We start from the raw sequence: 21,113 nt of genomic DNA on the forward strand, positions 1-21,113 counted from the left end.
AATGGAACAACAACCGAAGCAAGAGATCTCCTTTCGCTTTCCAGACGGATTTTGGTGGGGAAGTGCCACATCCGCTACGCAAATTGAAGGAGCGGCAAATGAAGGCGGAAAAGGGCCGAATATTTGGGATTACTGGTATGAAAAAGAGCCAAATCGATTTTTTAACGGTGTTGGTCCGTCCGTTACTTCTGATTTTTATCATCGCTATAAAGAAGATATTGCGTTAATGAAAGAAATCGGCCATAATTCCTTTCGCTTTTCGATTTCATGGTCACGGCTGATTCCGGATGGAAATGGCGATGTGAACGAAGAAGCGGTGCGATTTTATAACAATGTCATTAACGAGTTGTTAGCAAATGACATTGAACCGTTTGTAAATTTATTCCATTTTGATATGCCGCTTGCAATGCAGCAATTGGGCGGTTGGGAAAGCCGCGATGTCGTGGACGCTTATGCTCGTTATGCAAAGATTTGTTTTGAACTATTCGGCGATCGTGTAAAAAAATGGTTTACCCATAACGAACCGATCGTTCCGGTTGAAGGCGGGTATTTATACGATTTCCATTATCCGAACGTTTTTGATTTTCAACGGGCTGTACAAGTGGCTTACCATACTATCGTGGCCCACGCCAAGGCAGTGCAAGTGTTTAAGCAAATGAATATGAAGGATGGAAAAATTGGAATTATTTTAAATTTAACTCCTTCCTATCCACGAAGCAGCCATCCTGCTGATGTGAAAGCGGCGCATATTGCGGATTTATTTTTCAACCGCAGCTTTTTAGATCCGGCGGTAAAAGGGGAATATCCGCAAGATCTCGTCGACCTTTTGCGGGAGCACGGATATTTGCCGGTAACTGAAGAAGGAGATAAAGAGTTAATCAAAGAAAATACTGTTGATATTCTTGGAATTAACTATTATCAGCCGCGGCGTGTAAAAGCAAAAGAACATCTTCCAAATCCGGAAGCGCCGTTTATGCCGGAACGCTTTTTTGATTATTACGTAATGCCGGGAAGAAAAATGAATCCTTATCGCGGCTGGGAGATTTATGAAAAAGGCATTTACGATATTTTAATGAATGTGAAAGAAAATTACGGTAATATCGAATGCTTTATTTCGGAAAATGGAATGGGAGTCGAAGGGGAAGAACGTTTTCGTGATGAAAATGGAATGATTCATGACGATTACCGAATTGAATTTATCCGTGAACATTTGAAGTGGGTGCATAAAGCGATTCAAGAAGGGGCAAATGTCAAAGGATATCACTTATGGACATTCATGGATAACTGGTCATGGACAAATGCATATAAAAATCGTTATGGATTAGTTGCTGTTGACCTTGAGAACAACAGAAAACGGACGATTAAAAAGAGTGGATACTGGTTTAAAAAGCTTGCTGAAAATAACGGATTTTAGTAGATTAATGATGAGTATAGGTTATCCCTTCTTTTGGGATAACCTCTTTTTTCTCACATATTGTGTAAGCGCAGAAGAAAAATTACAATAAAGATAAAAACTGTGATATAAAGGATGACGGTAATGCCAAAGTACGAACAAATTTCTAATGAAATTCGCAAACGAATTAAAGACGGTGTATATTCCCCAGATGAACCGATTCCGGATGAGCTTTCGTTAGCGCAAGAATTTGGCTGTAGTCGAATGACGGTCAAACGCGCGTTAGATGTGCTTGTATCGGAAGGGTTATTGTATCGCAAACGCGGACATGGAACGTTTATTGTTAAATCAGCGATATTAGACGGTCAAGTAAATGTTGTCAGCAATGAGACGCTTGGCTTAACCAATTTGTTAAAAGGAAGAAAAGTGACAAGTAAAATTATTACGTTTGAAGTGTTGTTTCCACCGGAAGATGTCGCAACGCATCTATGTATTGATACAAATACACCAGTTTATCACCTTATTCGCCTTCGCAATGTCGATGATGAACCGTACGTTATTGAACGTACCTATATGCCGACAAATTTAATTACAGGACTAAACGAAAAAGTACTTCATTCTTCCATTTACAATTATATTACAAATGAGTTAGGCTTAACGATTGCTGGGTCACATCGGAAAATTCGCGCGGCAAAGACGAATAAACTAGATCAAATGTATTTACAATGTGCGCCGGATGACCCAGTGTTGGAATTAGAACAAGTCGGATTTTTAAATAATGGTATTCCATTTGAGTACTCGTTTTCCCGACACCGTTACGATAAATTCGTATTTGTGACGGTAAATATTCGGCGATAAAAAAGCTTGTCCTTTACGCAAGGAGGACAAGCTTTTTTTATCGTGGCGCCCCCTTGAATAATCCTTTGCCGTCGAAGGAAGCCAGCTTCGAGTAAAGCAATGTTGCCGGGCGATCTGGGGAAAGCTGGCGGTGGTATTCCTCCACTTTGTTGAAATAATGTGCGATTTGCGGAGAGTGAAGAATATGAAGCAGCTTATCAGAAATATTAGAGACATCTTTCCAATTTAAAAAATCGAAAGCGAGATGAAACTGTTTCAATATACGGAAATTAATTTCCTCTTGCCCGGGAAGAGTATCGTAAATAAAAATAGGCAATCTTTTATACAAACATTCGCTAATCGTTACCCCGCCTGGCTTTGTTAAAATAAAATCTACTTGATCATAAAGTTTGTTCATCTCCTCGCGCGACGAAATGTAAGGAAGTGGAATGAGGCGCGGGTGGTTTACTCTTTGCGGCTGTTTGTACATTTGCTCGTTTTTCCCGCAAAGAACATAGTAATCGATCGGATCGTCAGGAGAAATTTTTTTTAACAATTCGGTAAAATTGCCAATTCCTAAGCTGCCGCCGGATATAAGACCGGAGTAGCGAGGACGCTCCGTCCACTCTTTCCGTTTGCTTATTGTTATATGTGGATGAGTCGGAATGCCGGTCACAAAAATGCGGCTTTCCGAAACTCCTTTTTCTTGCAGCTGCGTTTTCATGTAAGGATGGCCGACCAAATGGCAATCGATTGCCTCGATTCCCCATAAATCATGAATAAAATAATCAGTATATACGTTTACTACCGGATTCGTGATTTCCTTGCTTAATTTAAGCCTGTTTAATAAGTAGGAAGGAAGAGCATGTGTACAAATAATGAGATCCGGCGCTATATGTTTAACTATATTTTTTAAGTGGCGGCCAAAGAGGAGTTCGTAATATCGAAATGATGGCTCTGTCTTTTTTTGACGGACGACGGATTGATAATATAAGGTGCTGTATGTCTTTGGAAAATGGCGAATCCATTGTAAGTAAACATAAGATATGAAATTTTCCCCTTTTCCTAGTCGTGATGACAGCAGCTCGACTTTATGGCATTGCCACTGTGGGTCAATACCTAATAAATCTTCTTTCAATGCGTCTGCTGCTTGATGATGCCCCGATGGAATTTGCAACAAAGGAAGAAACAACACCCGAAAATATTATTGTACACAGTCTTATTTTTAGGCTGATGGAAGTGGAACTGTCTAAATATGATAAATAAAAGTAGACCCGAGTTCGACAGTTTTGAGGTCATTTTAGGCAAATGGAAATGACCAAAATGCTGTTATATCAAGGGTTTCGTAATGCGGATCCTAGGAAAAAACGCCGAATTTCATAGGCACACGATTTATTAATTTTTCCTTTTAAAAATAAAGTTTATACGTTATAATATAGGCATGTACATACGACGAGTCACACGCAAAAACAAGGATGGAACAACCGTTGCTTATCTCCAGCTTGCTCACAATGAATGGGATCCAAAGGCCAAATATGCGAAAGCGAAGGTGATTTATTCATTCGGGCGCGAAGATGAAGTGGATCGCGCCGTCTTGGAACGTCTGGCCAAAAGCATTTCGCGATTCCTTTCTCCTGAGCAGGCTTGGGAAGTCGAAACGTTGACAGGAGAAGCTTCCGATGACTTTCAATTCCAGTCATGCAAACACCTCGGCGGCGTCTGGCTCTTGGATCAGCTCTGGAGACAACTGGGGTTGGGAGAGATTCTCCACTCCTTGTTTACCTCCCGACATCACCAGATTTCGCTGGAACGGCTGATTTTTGCCATGGTGGCGAATCGCGCCCTTCATCCGTCAAGCAAGTTGGCGATGGAGGAGTGGGTGGAGAAAGACGTGTATATCCCTCACCTTCCTCAAGCCGCCAGCCACCAGTTGTACCGGGCGATGGATGAACTGCTGGCCGTGCAGCCGGAATTGGAACGTCAAGTGTTCCATGCTGTGGCCGATTTATTGAATTTGGAAGTCGACTTGATTTACTTCGATACGACTTCGTCGTACTTCGAAGTGGATCCCTCTGAAACACCGGAAGGAGAATCGCTTCGAAAACAAGGATTCTCGAAAGACAAACGCCCAGACTTGGTTCAAATCGTCATTGGGCTGGCTGTCACCCGGGAAGGAATCCCGATTCGCGCTTGGGTATGGCCTGGCAATACGATGGACATGACGGTCATCAAACAGGTGAAACAAGACTTGATTGGCTGGAAGCTTGGACGTGTGATCAGCGTCATGGACCGCGGCTTTTCCTCTGAAGAGAATTTGCGAATCTTGCAACAGGCCGGCGGACACTACATTGTCGGCGAAAAAATGCGATCCGGCAAAGCCGCCGTCGAAGAGGCCTTAAGTCGTCGCGGACGTTATCATGAAGTGGACGAGAATTTGCACATCAAAGAAATCATCGTCGGCGACGGAGAAGCGCGTCAGCGCTATGTTCTCGTGTACAATCCCAGCGAAGCCGAACGCCAACGCAAGGAGCGAGAAAAGCTGCTTGAATCGCTGAAAGAGGAGTTAGAAGGGCTTCGCCAACTCCCAAACGAAGCCCATCATAAGGCGACCTGCCGGTTGCGTTCCCATTCGTCCTACGGAAAATACTTGCGCCAGTTGAAGGACGGAACCCTTCGCATCGACAAGCAAGCGGTTCGTGACGCGGAAAAGTACGACGGCAAATATCTCATCCGGACATCCGATGACACCTTGTCTGCCGAAGATGTCGCCATCGGGTATAAGCAGCTGGTGGATATTGAGCAGGCCTTCCGAACATTGAAGTCTACATTGGAATTGCGGCCTATGTATCATCGCTTGGAAGACCGCATTCGGGCGCATGTGCTGCTCAGTTGGCTTGCTCTCTTGTTAGTTCGGATCGTGGAGATTCGAACCTATGAATCGTGGCCGAACGTAAGGGACGAATGCGAACGTCTCATGCTTGGACATTTTTCTTCAAAAAACGGTGACCTTTATCAACGAACCGAACTGACGGCCAAACAGGCTCAATTCTTTGCGGCTCTAGGGCTGGAGCCTCCTCCGAAGATTCTAGGCATTCATCCTCGCACCTAGATACACGCCCAACGTATGCCCAAATGCCTCTCGTCCCTTTGGTATCAAGGGATGAGAGGCATTTTGTTTGCCTAGTGACTGTCGAACTCGGGGTAGAAAAAAACAACCAATAGGATTTGCGAACCTGGAAACCAGCCCAGCCATTGAATATCTTGCAGTTGATTAAAGCCAGCCAGTGAAATGATCGTCATATTTAATAAAATGGAAACAAGATTCGCAAAAATGATGGCTGATAAAAAGTTACTAAATGTAAACTTTTTATTCGTCATGACATTTGTAATATAAGTAACAAATATTGTTTCGATTATGATCACGGTAATTCCCGCAATCAATTGTATTAAAATTAACAAAGCAGCAACAAACGAATGTGCAAACAATGGAAAGCTCGCTTGCAGTTTATCAAATTGCTCAATCACTTGAAACTGTTTAATGGAAAAAAATGAATTCGCCACAACTGCTAGCGCTAACAGGCAAAAAGAAAGTAAATTTATTATTCTTTCATTTTTTAATTTGAGCATATTTATCCCCTTTATAAGAAAAGGTGTTCCGCCTTATTACAAAAATTAAAACAGCAGGAGGCTAAAGGCTATTACAGTTAGAGTTAATCACCATGAAACATAAGAAATTTCATTGAGAGAGACCATCAAGAATAATTCCGGCAGCAGTCAGATTAAATTCATAACTTATCCTCTCAAAATTGCTTTAATTTCACACAAATAATATTCTTTCCTCGTTTAAAATTGCAACTGAATGGGCTGTACTTAGTTGGTCAAAAATTTTTAGTTCAAGTAGACTATAAACAACAAATCATGCAATTGTACTAAAGCGGGAAGCCAAATTGTAATCAACCGAACTTGCATAGCTAAGCAGCCCGTGAATTCTTATGTGATGAAACCCGAAAACAAAGTCATGTAATTTCTTTTAAACTAGTATTTCCGAATGAGGATTTTGGAAATTTATAGAAATATTATAATGAAGGTTGGATCCCTTGGTCAAGCTGCTCCTAAATTTTTCTAATGGTTTTCAAAAGGTGGCATGTTAGGAATAATGATTTTAAGTAATCCATCCCATTAATCTACGTTTTTTCAGACAGAATCATCTTGTTTGTAACACTCATTATTGCGTGAATAAGAAATGTTCATGCCCGATGCTTCCGAGAAGCAATCGAAATTTTAAAAAGGTCAAGATTCGGTGGTAGAGGAAAAGACTTTCGGATTGACCAACAGCCGAATGCCATTCCACTTTATGCTAAAACAAATATTTTAACAAATAGCATGGAGGTCTTGTCATATTATGTGACAATTCATTTTGCAAACAATGTTCTAAATGAAAAAAAGATATATTTTTATTTGAACTTATATTATGATTAAAATAAAAGGATCGGAAAACTATAAGTTTACATAATTATATTATTGCAAAAAGGAGATGGATGGAGAGATGACGGAAAAAAGAAAACCTAGCGGCTTTTTATTGAAGCAGCGAGCTTTTTTAAAATTATATTTAATCACGATGACGGAAAAGAAGCGGCTGTATGGTTTTAAAATATTGGATGAACTGCGGGAAGAGTTTCGCCCGTATGGCTACCGTCCGAATCATTCTGAGCTGTACAAAGCGCTTCATGATTTAATAAAAGACGGCATTTTAAAACAAATTAAACGAAAAAAAGAAGGAGCCGAGTTTCAAGAGGTTGTCTATTATCAGTTTGTCGATTATGAAAAAGCAAAACAATATAAAAGACAACTAAAAGCAGAGCTGGACCGCTCAAAAGCAATTATTGAAAAAGCTATACGAGACAATTTTGCATAAATATGGAGGAGTATTATGATCAATCTTGCAAAAAAGCTGGAACAAATCGATGGCAAAGGATATAAAGCGTACAAACAGATTCAAGGCTCGTACAAGTTTCCTGATTTTGAATTGTTGATCGATTATGTACAGGGCGATCCGTTTGCAAGTCCTTCGAAAATCAGAATATTGATCGCTAGAAGCAAAACGGCTTTTTTACAAAAATGGACAAACAGCCGGCAAAGAAAGATAAGATGTGAAGATATGATTGTCCGCGAAGTATTTCAAGTAATTTCTAATTTGAAAAATAACGTACGCGGCTCTGGAAAAAGCGGGCTGATCATGATTGACAAACCGGGGCAGAAAGTGTTAGAACGGACTGCTGTTCAGATAGGAGAACACGATATTACAGTTTGTCTTTCAATCGGTCTTCCGGCTCAAGGGAGAACAATATTAGGCAAGGAAGCCAAAAAAATATTTTTTCAACTACTTCCCGAAATTTTGCGGCATTCTGTCTTTTCTGTGAAGGAGAAAGATATTGAGGGCGCGATTCAGCTTTGCGACCAGCAAATGGCGATCCGCTCCTATATGAATGAGAGAGGAATAATAGCGTTTATTGCAAATAATTCAATTTTGCCGCGTGCAAGCGGCGTAAGTGATCAGCCGTTGAAGGGCGCTGTTCCTTTTCAAAGTCCAAAGGAAATGGAAGTCTCAATTCCTGTTCCGCATCGGCAAGAACCGTTGAAGGGCATGGCTATATACAAAGGCATCACCTTGATCGTTGGAGGAGGTTATCATGGAAAAAGCACTTTATTAAAGGCGCTCGAGCATGGTGTTTATGACCATATTGAAGGGGACGGCCGTGAATTTGTTTTGACGGACCGTTCAGCATGCAAAATACGTGCCGAAGATGGCCGCAGTATAAAGAAGGTGGATATTTCCGCTTTTATTAACAATCTGCCGTTTCAAAAAAGCACAAAATCCTTCTCTACGGAAAATGCAAGCGGCAGTACATCGCAGGCAGCCAATATAATGGAAATGCTAGAAGCAGGAGCAAAAACATTATTGATCGACGAGGATACAAGTGCAACAAACTTTATGATCCGGGACGCCAGAATGCAAGCATTAATTCATAAAGAGCATGAACCCATTACTCCATTTATCGATAAAGTTTTACAATTGAAGCATGATTTTGATGTCTCAACAATTTTAGTTATGGGCGGATCGGGAGATTACTTTTCTGTTGCGGATCGTGTAATTAAAATGGATCATTATAAGCCTTATGACGTCACACATGAAGCAAAACAGATTGCCTGTCAAATTAAAACCGGAAGAAAGCATGAAGGAGGGGAGAAATTTGGAGAATGGAAGCTTCGTATTCCGGAATCAGGCAGCTTGAACAGCAGAAAAGGGAAAAAATCTAAAATTGCTTGCCGGCTTTCTGAAATTCAATATGGACTAGAAAAAATTGATTTATCTTATGTAGAACAGCTGGTCGACGAAAGCCAGACAAGAATGATTGGAGAAATATTATCGTATATCGAACGGACAAACCTTTTTGACAGACGCTTAACAGTATCACAATTGCTTGATTTCGTAGAAAATAAGATCAATCAGGACGGTCTCCAAAGTTTTTCGGCCCATCATGGTCATCAAGGTGAATTGGCGTATGTAAGAAGATTTGAATTAGCGGCAGCCTTGAACCGGATTAGGGCGTTAAAAATTCGGGAATGAAGAAAAGACTTTCTTCCATAAAAAATTTTTCTATCATCATCAACGAACTGACGGGTGCCCCAATTTTGACAGCGCAAAGAAAGCGAGAGACTCCGAGCATTTCTTTTGCTTAGACGGCCTCGACCGCAAGCTTGCCGGCGCGAAACGGGCGCGGGAGTCGCGAGCTTTGAATCTGTCAATGCTCGTTACGAAAACGATTTGGCATGAACTTGCTGGTTTTCCCGCTTGTCCGTTTTCTTTTTCTCTTTTAAATAATCAATTAAAACTAGAAGAATAACAATGAAAAAACAAATGCTTGATAATTGAAAAATCGTTCCTAAATCAACATAGGATGATAAGAAGCCTAGAAAAACCGCACTTATTCCTATTCCTCCATCCAATGCTGAATAATACATTCCGTTTGCGACTCCTCTCCGATCGGCAGGTGTTTTAGAAAGCACCCATGATTGCAAAACAGGAAGCAGTGACCCAAAACCGGCGCCAAATAAAATACCAGCTAAAACAAGCATTCCGACTGAGTATGTGAAAGATAAAACCCAAAAGGCGATAAATGTTAAGAATGAGCAAACAATGGCAAGAAGCCAAGGACCGCTTCGATCAAACCACCTTCCTGAAATTGGTCGTACAGCAGTTGCCGCCAACGCATTACATAAGTAGTATAAGAAGATTTGATCGATCCCTCTTTCTTGGCCGAATATGACGATAAACGTGACAATTCCCCCATAACCGAAAGCTGATAATAATGTAATCAGTGCAGGAAACGCCCCATGTTTATCAATGAGTGAGCGAAAAAAAGAAAAATCCTTTACATGTATTGATTTTTCTAAAACAGACTTTGGCGTTTTGTATTGAACTAATGAAAGGGCGATAATCGATATGACACCGAAAATGGCGGAACCGATGATGAGCGGCTGGAATCCTAAATGTTGAAAAAGCAAAATGCCAAAACTAGGAGCGATGATCATCCCAATGGTGATAGATAAACCATAATAGCCCATTCCTTCTCCGAGGCGTTTCGTTGGAACCAATTCAACAGCTGCCGTTCCATTTGCTGTTGTTGACCAGCCCCAGGCAAAACCGTGAAGGAGGCGGACAATTAAAAATAAAAAAACAATCGATGTAAGCGAGTATGAAAGGGTTAAAAAGAGTAAGCCTACAGCTCCAGTTATAACGAGCCATTTTCGTTTCGCTGATTCAAGAAGAAAACCAATGAGCGGTCGAATGACAACAGCAGCGATGGAAAAAAGGGTTGTAACAAGCCCGATTTCAATGTCCGATGCTCCAATTGCTTTCGCTTGCGGCGGCAAAGTAGGCAAAAGCATTTGAAAGCTCATAAAAACAAATAAATTTCCGATAATTAACAAAATGAATGATTTTGTCCAAAGCGGCGGCTTGGCGGTATGAACGGCAGAATCCTTCATGGATTTGATGGCACCTCCTGCATCGTAAAAACAAAAATATTTAGATACTCGAACAATTACCAACTACTCTATTATACAAATTTTTCAAAGGAACTCAATGGATTGGTTGCCTTTTCTTTTAATAGAAGCTGGAGAAGAAAATTCACAAATCGATGAAAAATCTAGAACAGCGATGGGGTGAAAAAGTTTCAACTGACACATATTACAAAAAAAGCCGATTTTCTTTCAAACATGAGAAAGAAAATCGGCCGTTTTCTTTTATCGGTTTGGCATGATTTGTTGAATTTGACTGTTTGCAAATTTTTGTTGCAGCGGTTTGATGATGTTAGCGAATAAGTTTTGTCGTCTGCCAAATCCGTATAATGCTGCAGCCCCCAAACCGACTAAAGAAATCCACATCATGCTGTTTCTTTGCCGGTTCTTAGGAAACATGGAGCGTTTTTTTCCCATTTTGAAGAGGGACCCCATTTTTCTCATTATAAAAGCACCTCTTCCTAAGTTGTGTTTGGAAGAACATCTTCCAACAGTTATAGTATTGTTTTTTCACGATTCTTTATTAGTAACAGTTGATTCCAATTTTATTTTAGCTTCTAATCAGCTTTCTTTTCTACATATATTGGTACAAAGGGAGGGAAATTCTTTTGTACCGAAAATTCAGAAGACGACGAAGACGCGGCCCTCTGCCGGCTAAATATGTTTTTTTAATTACATTTGTCATTTTCAATGTTTTGACAGCATACAGCTTATGGCTGATCAATGCCATTATTGAACCGACATTGGTCAGAATAGCGGAAACAAAGACGAGGCAAATTGCCGAACATGCAATTCATGATGCTGTTTCGAAAAAAATAGCAGAAAAACTTGATATGAAGGAATTGATCATTATTCATGAAAAGAAATCAGACGAAACGGCGACTTACAGCTTTAATTCCCAAATTTATAACCGTCTTATTTCAGATGCGACCGTTTATATTCAGCAATATTTAGATGGGAATGTGGAGGTTGAATCGGAAGACGGCATCCCCGTCAATCAAAACCCAGATGGAAAAGGCCTGGTTTATCATATTCCACTCGGATTAATAACGAACAATGCGCTCATCTCCCATTTAGGTCCTGAAGTTCCCGTACGCTTTGAACTTATTGGTTCAGTTAATTCAGAAATTAGCACAAAATATAAGGAAATTGGCATTAATAACGCTTATTTAGAAATATATATGGACATTTTAGTTAAAATTAACGTCATTATTCCTTCGATTTCAAAAGATATGGAAATAGAAAATTCAGTGAAAATTGGTGATTTATTTATTGAAGGAAAAGTTCCGCAGTTTTACAACAGCGGCGGGACTGGTTCGGCACCTGCTGTCATTATGCCTGAAAAATCAAAATAATAATACGGAATAAAATGGATATAAGGGAAGAACATCCCTTTTTTATTTTTGGGCATTTAGGAAATATTAAACTTGTAACAACAAAAAGGAGGAATTGACAATGACAGTTTCAACTCAAGTTCAACAAACATTAGCAGGATTAAAAAGTGCTCAAGCAAGCTTTGAAACGTTTGCACTGCAAACGGAAAACAAGCAAGCAAAACAGATTTATCAACAGGCTGCGCAGCAAACACAGTCAATTGTTGATTTGATTAATACTCGCTTGCAGCAAATCCAGAATGAAGAGCCTCAATATAAACAACAGTAAAGGTTGGTATTTACCAACCTTTTCAACACATCACAAATAAGAGTGAGCTGGTCAGGATGAAACATTTTATATTCTTTTTCACTTTCCTTTTTGTTTTCTCAGCATGCCAACAGAACGATATGGTCGATCCGACTTTAGAACAACCGACAAAAATCAATTATTCGACGAAGAACGCTCCTTTTAATCAAAAGGTCGCGAAAAAGGCGGAGGAAATAGCGGAAAGCTATGATGGAGTTCCCAAAGCCATAAGCGTCAATACAGACCGCAAGCTATTGCTTGCTTTTCAATTAGATCATATGAAACGGTTTCAATTAAAACAAAAGGAAAAAACAATTGAAAAAAAATTAAAAAAATCTTTCCGAGATTATGATGTCACCGTTTCAAGCGACATGAAAATTTATTGGGAAACAGAAAAATTAATTAACAAACTGGAAAATCTGGACAAGCGTGAAATGAACAAGAAAGTGGAAAACATTATTCAATTGAGCAGAGAAGAAACATAAGAAGGTGTTTTCGATGGCGAATGAGCAAAGAAAACTTCAAACGAAAATCATGCAGGAATACTATCAATTGGAGAAAAAAAATGAAACGAAAAGACCTGTTGTCCCAAACTGTTTACGAGCCTTTTTAGTCGGTGGAATTATTTGCTCCATCGGACAAGCGATACAGTTTTTTTACATGTACTTTTTTCATTTTACTCAACAAACCGCTGGAAATCCGACTGTTGCCACGATGATTTTTTTATCTATGCTTTTGACCGGATTTGGTGTTTACGACCGGATTGCTCAATTTGGCGGTGCCGGAAGCGCTGTACCAGTCACAGGGTTCGGAAATGCTGTTATTTCTGCAGCGATTGAGCATCGAACAGAAGGATTTGTCCTCGGTGTAGGCGGGAACATGTTTAAATTGGCCGGATCTGTTATTTTATTTGGAACATTTTCTGCATTTGTAGTTGCTTTAATCAAAACGATTTTAATTAAATGGGGTGGTTTTTGAAATGCTGAAAGGACATCGCACTTGGGTATTTCATAATCAACCCGTGATCATTTCAACCGCTACCGTTGGCGGGCCGTTTGAAGCAAATGGCAGACTAGCCGACGATTTTGATCTTCTTCACGAAGATTTGTGGTTGGGTGAGGACTCTTATGAAAAAGCTCATAAAGTGCTTTTTGAAGAAGCGTTTTACAAAGCAATAGAAAAAGGAAACATTGAAAAAGAACAGGTGGAATTTATTATTTCCGGAGATTTAGTGAATCAAATCACCCCGTCCAGCTTTGCAGCAAGAACGTTCGGCGTTCCTTATCTCGGCATTTTCGGCGCTTGTTCTACGTCGATGGAAGGGCTGGCATTAAGCGCATTTATCGTCAATTACGGCGGAGCAAAATATTTACTGACTGGTGCGGCCAGCCATAATACGGCAATCGAAAAACAATTTCGCTATCCGACCGAGTACGGTGGGCAAAAGCCACCGACTGCACAGTGGACAGTCACGGGTGCAGGAGCTGCTTTGTTAAGCAATGAAGGGAAAGGACCTGCCGTGACCTCGGCAACGATTGGCAGAGTGGTCGATTTAGGCATGTCTGATCCGTTTAATATGGGCGGTGCGATGGCGCCGGCAGCAGTTGATACGATAGAAGCGCATTTCCGCGATTTAAATATTGATGCGGACTACTATGATTTAATTGTAACAGGCGACTTAGGAAAAATCGGACGCAACGTCGCTCTTGAATTATTTGAAAAAAATGGAGTTCAAATGGATGAGGAAAAATTTCAGGATTGCGGTTTAATGATTTATCGGGAAGGACAACCAGTTTTATCCGGTGCAAGCGGGGCGGGCTGCTCGGCAATTGTCGTATACGGCCATTTATTAAATCGGATGAAAAAAGGCGAGCTGAAGCGAATTCTCGCTGTCGCAACTGGGGCGCTGCTTTCTCCGCTAACGTTCCAGCAAAATGAAACCATTCCGTGCATTGCACACGCTGTGTCCATTGAATTCAGGGGGTGAAACATTTGGTTGCGTCATTTTTTTGGGCGTTTGTCATAGGCGGATTAATTTGTGTAATTGGACAGATCATGTTTGATGTGTTTCATTTAACACCTGCTCATACATTAAGTACGTTTGTCGTGATTGGAGCCATCTTGGACGGTTTCGGGCTTTATGAACCATTTATCGATTTTGCGGGTGCAGGTGCAACCATTCCGATTACAAGCTTCGGAAATTCTCTCGTTCATGGAGCGTTGCAAGAAGCAGAAAAACATGGATTGATCGGCGTTTTAACAGGTATGTTTGAAGTGACTAGCTCCGGTATTTCAGCAGCTATTATTTTTGGTTTTATCGGAGCGCTTTTATTTAAACCGAAGGGGTGATTGGATTGACAGTAGCATCACAGGTCAAGCAAACGCTGGCCAGTTTAAAAAGCATTCATGCGGGATTGCAAAACTTGGCCATTACGTCAACTGATGAAGAAACGAAACGAGTTTTTCACGAAAACATGTTAATATCTGAAGAAATTATCAATGATGTAAAGTCTCGAATTGGAGAGCTGGAGTTTGAGGAACCTGAGTATAAAGGCTTTTGAAAAGAGGGATGAACATGCCAGAGTGGGTTGAAGTCATTATTCGTTCACTTGCCATAATAGCTGGATTATTTTTCATTTCCAAACTATTGGGAAAAAAACAGCTTTCCAAGCTTTCCTTTTTTGAATACGTCGTCGGCATTACCATTGGTGACATTGCCGGGACACTGTCAATGGATACGAATTTAAATTTAACAAACGGTATTATCAGCATTGCCATATGGGTGATGATTCCGGTTATTATTTCATTCATTTCCATGAAAAGTCCGTCGTTTCAGCAATTTATTGAAGGAAAACCGACAATTTTTATTAAAAACGGAAAAATCATGGAGGAAAATTTAAAGAAAGAAAAATATCCTTTGGCCGCTTTGTTGGAACAATTGAGGAAAAATAATGTCCATCATGCCAGTGATGTGGAATTTGCTATTTTGGAAACTACTGGTGAACTGAGTATTTTGTTAAAAAAAGAAAAACAGCCTGTAACGGTAGGAGATATCAAAACGAACGTTGCCCCTGTTAAAGAACCGCAAACCGTCATAATGGACGGAAAAATTATGGACGAAGCTCTTTCAACGACCGGTTTGAATCGAAGATGGCTGAAAGAAAAACTCGATCAATTAGGAGTCGCCGTCGAGAATGTTTTTTTAGCCCAAGTCGATTCATATGGACAACTCACTGTTGATTTATATGATGATAAAGTAAAAGTGCCTGAGCCTGTTGAAAAACAGCTTCTTCTTTCATCCCTTAAAAAAGTGGAGGCAGATTTTGAATTATACGCTCTGCAAACTGAAAATACGGAAGCGAAAAACATGTATATAAAAAATAGAAAAAAAATAGCTGAAATGATCAAAACATTAACGCCTTTTTTGCAAGGTTGACTGAAAGGGTGGAAAAGTGAAAACATACGATTGCATCATTGTTGGTGGCGGGATCGCCGGTTTATCTGCGGCCATTATGCTTGGAAGGTATAAACATAATGTTTTAGTCATCGACAAGATGAACGGAAGATCGATGCTATGCAGAAGCTATCATAATTTGTTAGGATGGCCTGACGGGGTAAGCGGACAGACACTGCGTACTCTTGGAAGAGAACATGCAGAAAAATACGGAGTAAAATTTTTGAAAAAGATGGCAGCAAAAGTCGAAAAGCAAGGAAAAGATTTCCTTATCGAAACGGACGATCGCAGCATATACAAAACAAAAAAATTGCTGATTGCAACAGGGGTTACTGACCGCATACCAGAAGTGCTGTCAGAAATAAAACAGTGTTTAGGCATTTCGGTATATGTTTGCCCTGATTGCGATGGATATGAAGTAGATGGGAAATCGGTCATTGTAATGGGGGCAGGAAAAGCAGGAGCAAAGCTGGCTCTCTCACTAACGTACTGGACGAAAGACATTCAGTACGTGAATCATGACGGAGAAGAAATTAATGATGCATTAAAAAATGAACTTTCTAATAAAAATATCGAATACATAAAAGAACGATTAACGAAAGTGATGAGAGACGGTGAATGGTTTAAGGGAGTTGAATTGGAAAGCGGAAGACGCCTTTTGGCGGATAGAGGCTTCCTCGGATTTGGCGGCAATCGCGTTCATTCAGATCTTGCCGCTCAGCTCGGCGCCGAACGATTAGAAAATAAGCATCTAGTCATCCATGGACGGACGAAAGAAACGAGCGTCCAAAATGTTTGGGCAGCCGGAGACGTTGCGGCTCACTCGGAACAAGCTGCAATCGCAATGGGGGATGGAATCCAAGCAGCGATTTGGATTCATAAACGGCTTTTAGAGGAACAACGGACTTGATGTTGATTGATAGATCTGAAAATTCCGAACTGTTCAGGGCTCCATTATTTTGCCGATGTTACGACCGTAAAAGTTATCGACAAAGAATGACGAGCAAATTAGGAGCGAATGCTCGGATTTGTCTTGAATTAGTATTGGAAAAAGTTAACTGAATAAAGCTAGGAGGGGGAGGACATCAATTGTTTTGAGCGCTGGAAGTTTCGATGCCCTCCTTTGTGTTGACATGAAGATATTTATGATTACAGCCTTTCACGGCTGCAGAGAAAGTAAATGTGATCAAATAAGTGAGAATCCGAAAATGGAAGTTCTGCACATGATAGGGATTGAGCATTTGTTTTTGGCGAAAAAGCTCTCTTCAATCTTTAATTTTTTTACGATGAAGGCTCAGATGTTTTCAACTAAAGCCCCGAATTGTTGAAGTTATTCACCAGCTTTACATAGGAATTTTTATCAAAGACAAGAAATCATTCTATATTATTTGCACGATAAGATTCATTTGCAGCTGCTTTCCTTTGTTGAAGTAAAAATAAAAATACACCTAATAAAACAAAGAAGCCGCCTGCAATCTGCAAACCGACAACAGTTTCACCTAATAGGATTGCTGCTAAAATTGTAGCTCCTATAGGTTCAAATAAAACACTCATCGAGATAGTGGCTGAGTTTACATACTTTAATAAAAAATTATATATTACATGAGCGATTGTAGGGACTATTGCCAGCAACAAAAAAATTCCCCATTCCTTTGAATCATAACCGCTGATGGGTACATTCGCAAAAAGGTTTAAATCGTTAAAGTAACTGCAAAAAATACACAAAAACTGTAAATCCAATGAGAAATCAGCTTTACCGTATTTTGTCCGATTAATAAATAACAAACAATTGCCAAAACACTTAAAAAGGATAAAATATCACCAATAATGACTGATTGGCGATTAAGCCCAAAATCACCCCATCCAACCATAACTACTCCTATAATTGAAATCACGATAGCGATTAAAGTTGAAATAGTTGTTCTTTCTTTGCAAATTAAAAATCCTCCTAACAAAGCGACTATAGGCTGCAAAGAAAGTATTATCGTCGAACTGGCCACAGTTGTCAAAGATTAAAACCACAAAGCAAAATATAAGGCTAAAAAAACACCTGCAGCTAATAAAATCAGCCATTCCTTTTTGGAAATCTTACTAAATCTTTGCTATTTACATAGATCATTGGCAACAATAATATAGAGGCTAAATACATACGATACATACTTAGTATAGTTGCCGGTGCTTCCGACCATTTGACGAAGATTGCTGCAAAGTTACAGAAATGATCAGCAGAAATCCAACCGTTTTTTTCATTTTTCCTCATTTGGGTTCAATACACATTCTCATACGATTACGATACTGTAGAAAGCCGCTTAATACCTAATAAAATCACGGGCAACAGTATACCTATGAAGTAGAAACTGTTTAACGGTATTATCTATAATTTCTCAAATTGCTTCTGCGAAATTATTTCAGCAGCGATCCAGAACGAATATTCCATATCCAGTGATGTTAGTTTATTCGAAAATCTATTACTCAGATAATTTCATCAATTAACTTTTTATATTATCTTTATAAACTGGTCAGCCCTGTATGAACTGTTCGAGCTGTACCAATACCTCGTTAGTTTTTTCGGATTTAGAGGCTGATTTTCTCGCTCCAAAATCGATAAAATTCGATCAAATTCTGTTTTGCTTTTTTAAAGGATAAATCCTATATAAACAGGATGTTTGATCAAACTTTCAATTTTATATAAGACGATTATTTATCAAACTTTATTTTACATCTGCATTTTGCAAATGAAGTAGATATATCGATTAACTGAGCAGCCGTTAATCCTTTGGCTTTGCTGGAAGCAATTCTTTTTCCTTGCCTAGGACAAAACATTCATATTGCACCGAAGCCCGATTGAAAAAAGAAATCGAACGGATTGCTCAAAGTGGTATTATGCACTGGTTCTATGGTCATAGAGATTCTTAAAAAAATTATGGCAATATGGATGAAAAAGAGCTATGATGAGTATATTACATATTCAAAAAATTACAATTATTGGGGTGAAACTATGGTCGCTCATGAAATTGAATACAAACTTCATGGAGACGATATGCAATTTGTCGAAATTGAACTTGATCCTGGCGAAAGCGCCATAGCAGAAGCCGGCGCCATGATGATGATGGACGATGGTATTGAAATGGAAACAGTATTTGGTGACGGAAGTAATCAATCAAAAGGTTTATTAGGTAAACTTGTTGGCGCAGGGAAGCGTTTGATTACTGGAGAAAGCTTATTTATGACAGTGTTTACAAATCATCAGATGGAAAAAAAACATGTTTCCTTTGCCGCTCCGTATCCCGGAAAAATTATTCCGCTTGATTTAAAGGAATTCGGCGGGAAGGTCATTTGTCAAAAGGATTCATTTCTTTGCGCTGCAAAAGGGGTTTCCGTCGGAGTTGAATTTCAACGGAAATTAGGGACAGGATTTTTCGGCGGTGAAGGATTTATTATGCAGAAGCTTGAGGGAGATGGATTAGCTTTTCTTCATGCAGGCGGAACGATTATCCAGAAGGATTTGCTCCCAGGAGAAAAACTTAAAATTGATACAGGCTGTTTAGTAGCAATGACAAAAGATGTTGATTACAATATCGAATTTGTCGGCAAAGTGAAAACGGCATTCTTTGGCGGCGAAGGTCTGTTTTTCGCAACCGTACGTGGACCGGGTTCTGTTTGGGTGCAATCATTGCCCTTCAGCCGTTTAGCTGACAGAGTTTTGGCCGCGCAAAGTGGAGGCAAAGATGAAGGCAGCATTTTAGGCGGAATTGGGGATTTGTTTGATGGAGATTGATTATTTGCAATGACAAGAGGAAGCGGTGCATACGATTCCTCTTTTTTTAATGAAAAAGACCATAATAAAAACCTTTGTGAAAAAAATAAAATAGTAGTATAATATTTAAATATTAAAATTAATTGAAAATTAAAAAAGGAATTAAAAGCGGGGGGATTTATTTTGGCGCAATTACGCAGCAACATGATCAAGAAAGGGTTTGACCGTGCACCGCATCGAAGCTTGTTGCGCGCAGCTGGTGTAAAAGAAGAAGATTTTGATAAACCGTTTATTGCGGTTGTTAATTCATATGTGGACATTATTCCAGGCCATGTTCACTTACAAGAATTTGGAAAGATTGTAAAAGAAGCGATTCGCGAAGCTGGAGGCGTGCCATTTGAATTTAATACGATCGGTGTCGATGACGGAATTGCAATGGGGCATATCGGCATGCGCTATTCACTGCCAAGCCGAGAAATTATTGCTGATTCTGTTGAAACAGTCGTCAATGCACACTGGTTTGACGGCATGGTCTGCATTCCGAACTGCGACAAAATTACGCCTGGTATGTTGATGGCAGCTATGAGGATTAACATTCCGACGATTTTTGTCAGCGGAGGACCGATGGCTGCCGGAAGAACAAGCGACGGCCGGAAAATTTCCCTATCTTCAGTTTTTGAAGGAGTAGGAGCTTATCAATCAGGAAAAATAGATGAAAACGGATTAAAAGAACTTGAAATGTACGGCTGTCCGACTTGCGGATCTTGTTCAGGCATGTTTACAGCAAACTCAATGAACTGTTTGTCTGAAGCATTAGGTTTGGCCCTGCCAGGGAACGGAACGATTTTAGCTGTTTCGCCTGAACGGAAAGAACTTGTCAAACAAACGGCAAAACAATTAATGAAATTGATCGAAATGGATTTAAAACCTCGTGATATTGTGACGGAAAAAGCAATTGATAACGCATTTGCTTTAGATATGGCGTTAGGCGGTTCGACCAACACGGTCTTGCATACTTTAGCCCTTGCCAATGAAGCAGGCGTTGATTATCCGCTTGAACGGATCAATGAAGTGGCGGAAAGAGTGCCTCATTTAGCAAAGCTTGCGCCGGCATCTGATGTTCATATTGAAGATTTACATGCAGCTGGAGGAGTTTCCGCCGTATTAAATGAGTTGACGAAAAAAGAAGGAACTCTTCATTTAGACTGCATGACGGTAACAGGAAAAACGCTCGGTGAAAATATTGCCGGATGCGAAGTAAAAGATTACAACGTTATTCGCCCAATTGATAATCCGTTTTCTGAAAAAGGCGGACTTGCCGTATTATTTGGAAGCCTAGCTCCAGATGGCGCTATCATTAAAACAGGCGGCGTTCAAGGAGGAATCACTCATTTTGACGGCCCTGCCGTAATTTTTGATTCTCAAGAGGAAGCGCTTGAAGGAATTGCGAAAGGAAAAGTAAAAGAAGGGGATGTTGTCATCATTCGCTACGAAGGTCCTAAAGGAGGCCCGGGAATGCCTGAAATGCTTGCGCCGACATCACAAATTGTTGGGATGGGTCTTGGACCGAAAGTTGCTCTCATCACGGATGGACGTTTCTCCGGTGCATCCCGCGGTTTATCGATTGGTCACGTATCACCTGAAGCTGCGGAAGGCGGACCGATTGCCTTTGTAAAAGAAGGAGACCGTATTGTGATCGATATTGAAAAACGGACGATTGATGTGCATGTTAAAGAAGAGGAATGGAACAAACGAAAAGCGGAATGGAAAGGCTTTGAGCCAAAAGTGAAAACGGGTTACTTGGCACGCTACTCGAAACTGGTTACATCCGCAAGTACAGGTGGTATTATGAGAATTGAGTAGGAGGGTCGACTAAACCCCGCATCTCACTACCTGTTCAACATAAGTTT

Annotated in this window: 20 protein-coding genes and 1 pseudogene; 16 read left to right on the forward strand and 5 right to left on the reverse strand. The window is 40.2% G+C overall.

The genetic code is table 11. The annotated features are described in order from the left end of the window. Position 1 precedes the first annotated feature (1 nt). Entirely contained in the window at positions 2-1,414 is a 1,413-nt protein-coding gene (locus NSQ44_RS08175; RefSeq protein WP_340856470.1) for a glycoside hydrolase family 1 protein, read from the forward strand. 123 nt (positions 1,415-1,537) lie between these two features. Further along, positions 1,538-2,251, forward strand: coding sequence for a GntR family transcriptional regulator (locus NSQ44_RS08180; protein ID WP_340856472.1), 714 nt, complete (start codon positions 1,538-1,540; stop codon positions 2,249-2,251). Positions 2,252-2,288: 37 nt separating this feature from the next. Here NSQ44_RS08180 and NSQ44_RS08185 read toward each other — a convergent pair whose 3' ends face one another. Next, the gene (locus NSQ44_RS08185; protein ID WP_340856474.1) at positions 2,289-3,410 is read right to left on the reverse strand and encodes an MGDG synthase family glycosyltransferase; all 1,122 of its coding nucleotides are present in this window, start codon (positions 3,408-3,410) and stop codon (positions 2,289-2,291) included. 261 nt (positions 3,411-3,671) lie between these two features. On the opposite strand from NSQ44_RS08185, the gene NSQ44_RS08190 reads away from it, so the two are divergent. Next, positions 3,672-5,339: an IS1634 family transposase gene (locus NSQ44_RS08190; RefSeq protein ID WP_094244483.1), complete on the forward strand. Its 1,668-nt coding sequence runs from the start codon at positions 3,672-3,674 to the stop codon at positions 5,337-5,339. Positions 5,340-5,410: 71 nt separating this feature from the next. On the opposite strand, the gene NSQ44_RS08195 is transcribed toward NSQ44_RS08190, so the two are convergent. Next, on the reverse strand, positions 5,411-5,857 hold the full coding sequence (locus NSQ44_RS08195) for a hypothetical protein (protein ID WP_340856476.1): 447 nt from the start codon (positions 5,855-5,857) through the stop codon (positions 5,411-5,413). Between the two features lie 919 nt (positions 5,858-6,776). Here NSQ44_RS08195 and NSQ44_RS08200 point away from each other — a divergent pair. Then, complete coding sequence (locus NSQ44_RS08200) at positions 6,777-7,145, forward strand: helix-turn-helix transcriptional regulator (RefSeq protein ID WP_063389720.1); 369 nt, start codon at positions 6,777-6,779, stop codon at positions 7,143-7,145. 15 nt (positions 7,146-7,160) lie between these two features. Beyond that, positions 7,161-8,858 (forward strand): ABC-ATPase domain-containing protein, encoded by a 1,698-nt coding sequence (locus NSQ44_RS08205; protein ID WP_340856478.1) that lies wholly within the window; start codon positions 7,161-7,163, stop codon positions 8,856-8,858. Positions 8,859-9,043: 185 nt separating this feature from the next. Here the strand turns inward: NSQ44_RS08205 and NSQ44_RS08210 are convergent, their stop codons facing one another. Next, on the reverse strand, positions 9,044-10,279 hold the full coding sequence (locus tag NSQ44_RS08210) for an MFS transporter (protein ID WP_340856480.1): 1,236 nt from the start codon (positions 10,277-10,279) through the stop codon (positions 9,044-9,046). Positions 10,280-10,537: 258 nt separating this feature from the next. Further along, on the reverse strand, positions 10,538-10,756 hold the full coding sequence (locus NSQ44_RS08215) for a hypothetical protein (RefSeq protein WP_066246604.1): 219 nt from the start codon (positions 10,754-10,756) through the stop codon (positions 10,538-10,540). 164 nt (positions 10,757-10,920) lie between these two features. Here NSQ44_RS08215 and yunB point away from each other — a divergent pair, with 164 nt between their 5' ends. The 9 genes from yunB (at position 10,921) to NSQ44_RS08260 (ending at position 16,356) form a co-directional block, all read left to right on the forward strand. Next, complete coding sequence (gene yunB / locus NSQ44_RS08220) at positions 10,921-11,667, forward strand: sporulation protein YunB (RefSeq protein ID WP_063389724.1); 747 nt, start codon at positions 10,921-10,923, stop codon at positions 11,665-11,667. A gap of 100 nt (positions 11,668-11,767) precedes the next feature. Beyond that, a complete protein-coding gene (locus NSQ44_RS08225; protein WP_066246606.1) occupies positions 11,768-11,974 on the forward strand; it encodes a DUF1657 domain-containing protein in 207 nt (68 codons plus the stop codon). Positions 11,975-12,030: 56 nt separating this feature from the next. Further along, a complete protein-coding gene (locus tag NSQ44_RS08230) occupies positions 12,031-12,477 on the forward strand; it encodes a YhcN/YlaJ family sporulation lipoprotein (RefSeq protein ID WP_063389726.1) in 447 nt (148 codons plus the stop codon). Between the two features lie 13 nt (positions 12,478-12,490). Further along, positions 12,491-12,970, forward strand: a complete 480-nt coding sequence (gene spoVAC / locus NSQ44_RS08235) for a stage V sporulation protein AC (protein WP_094245691.1) — start codon at positions 12,491-12,493, stop codon at positions 12,968-12,970. Position 12,971: 1 nt separating this feature from the next. After that, positions 12,972-13,979 carry a stage V sporulation protein AD gene (gene spoVAD / locus NSQ44_RS08240; RefSeq protein ID WP_063389728.1) on the forward strand — a complete coding sequence of 336 codons (1,008 nt, stop codon included), beginning with the start codon at positions 12,972-12,974 and terminating at the stop codon, positions 13,977-13,979. A gap of 5 nt (positions 13,980-13,984) precedes the next feature. Beyond that, a complete protein-coding gene (gene spoVAE / locus NSQ44_RS08245) occupies positions 13,985-14,341 on the forward strand; it encodes a stage V sporulation protein AE (RefSeq protein WP_063389729.1) in 357 nt (118 codons plus the stop codon). Positions 14,342-14,346: 5 nt separating this feature from the next. Beyond that, positions 14,347-14,553, forward strand: a complete 207-nt coding sequence (locus tag NSQ44_RS08250; RefSeq protein WP_063389730.1) for a DUF1657 domain-containing protein — start codon at positions 14,347-14,349, stop codon at positions 14,551-14,553. 14 nt (positions 14,554-14,567) lie between these two features. Then, the gene (locus NSQ44_RS08255) at positions 14,568-15,428 is read left to right on the forward strand and encodes a DUF421 domain-containing protein (protein WP_130158003.1); all 861 of its coding nucleotides are present in this window, start codon (positions 14,568-14,570) and stop codon (positions 15,426-15,428) included. A 16-nt stretch (positions 15,429-15,444) separates the two neighbouring features. After that, positions 15,445-16,356: an NAD(P)/FAD-dependent oxidoreductase gene (locus NSQ44_RS08260; protein WP_340856483.1), complete on the forward strand. Its 912-nt coding sequence runs from the start codon at positions 15,445-15,447 to the stop codon at positions 16,354-16,356. 464 nt (positions 16,357-16,820) lie between these two features. Here the strand turns inward: NSQ44_RS08260 and NSQ44_RS08265 are convergent. Then, positions 16,821-17,706 (reverse strand): annotated as a pseudogene (locus NSQ44_RS08265) (DMT family transporter). A 738-nt stretch (positions 17,707-18,444) separates the two neighbouring features. On the opposite strand from NSQ44_RS08265, the gene NSQ44_RS08270 reads away from it, so the two are divergent. Together NSQ44_RS08270 and ilvD are read left to right on the forward strand one after the other, a co-directional pair. Beyond that, positions 18,445-19,224 (forward strand): TIGR00266 family protein, encoded by a 780-nt coding sequence (locus NSQ44_RS08270; RefSeq protein ID WP_063389744.1) that lies wholly within the window; start codon positions 18,445-18,447, stop codon positions 19,222-19,224. Positions 19,225-19,386: 162 nt separating this feature from the next. After that, the gene (ilvD, locus tag NSQ44_RS08275) at positions 19,387-21,066 is read left to right on the forward strand and encodes a dihydroxy-acid dehydratase (RefSeq protein WP_340856484.1); all 1,680 of its coding nucleotides are present in this window, start codon (positions 19,387-19,389) and stop codon (positions 21,064-21,066) included. Positions 21,067-21,113: the final 47 nt, after the last annotated feature.

This window comes from Aeribacillus sp. FSL M8-0254, from assembly GCF_038008845.1.
GTDB classification, from domain to species: Bacteria; Bacillota; Bacilli; order Bacillales; family Aeribacillaceae; genus Aeribacillus; species Aeribacillus composti.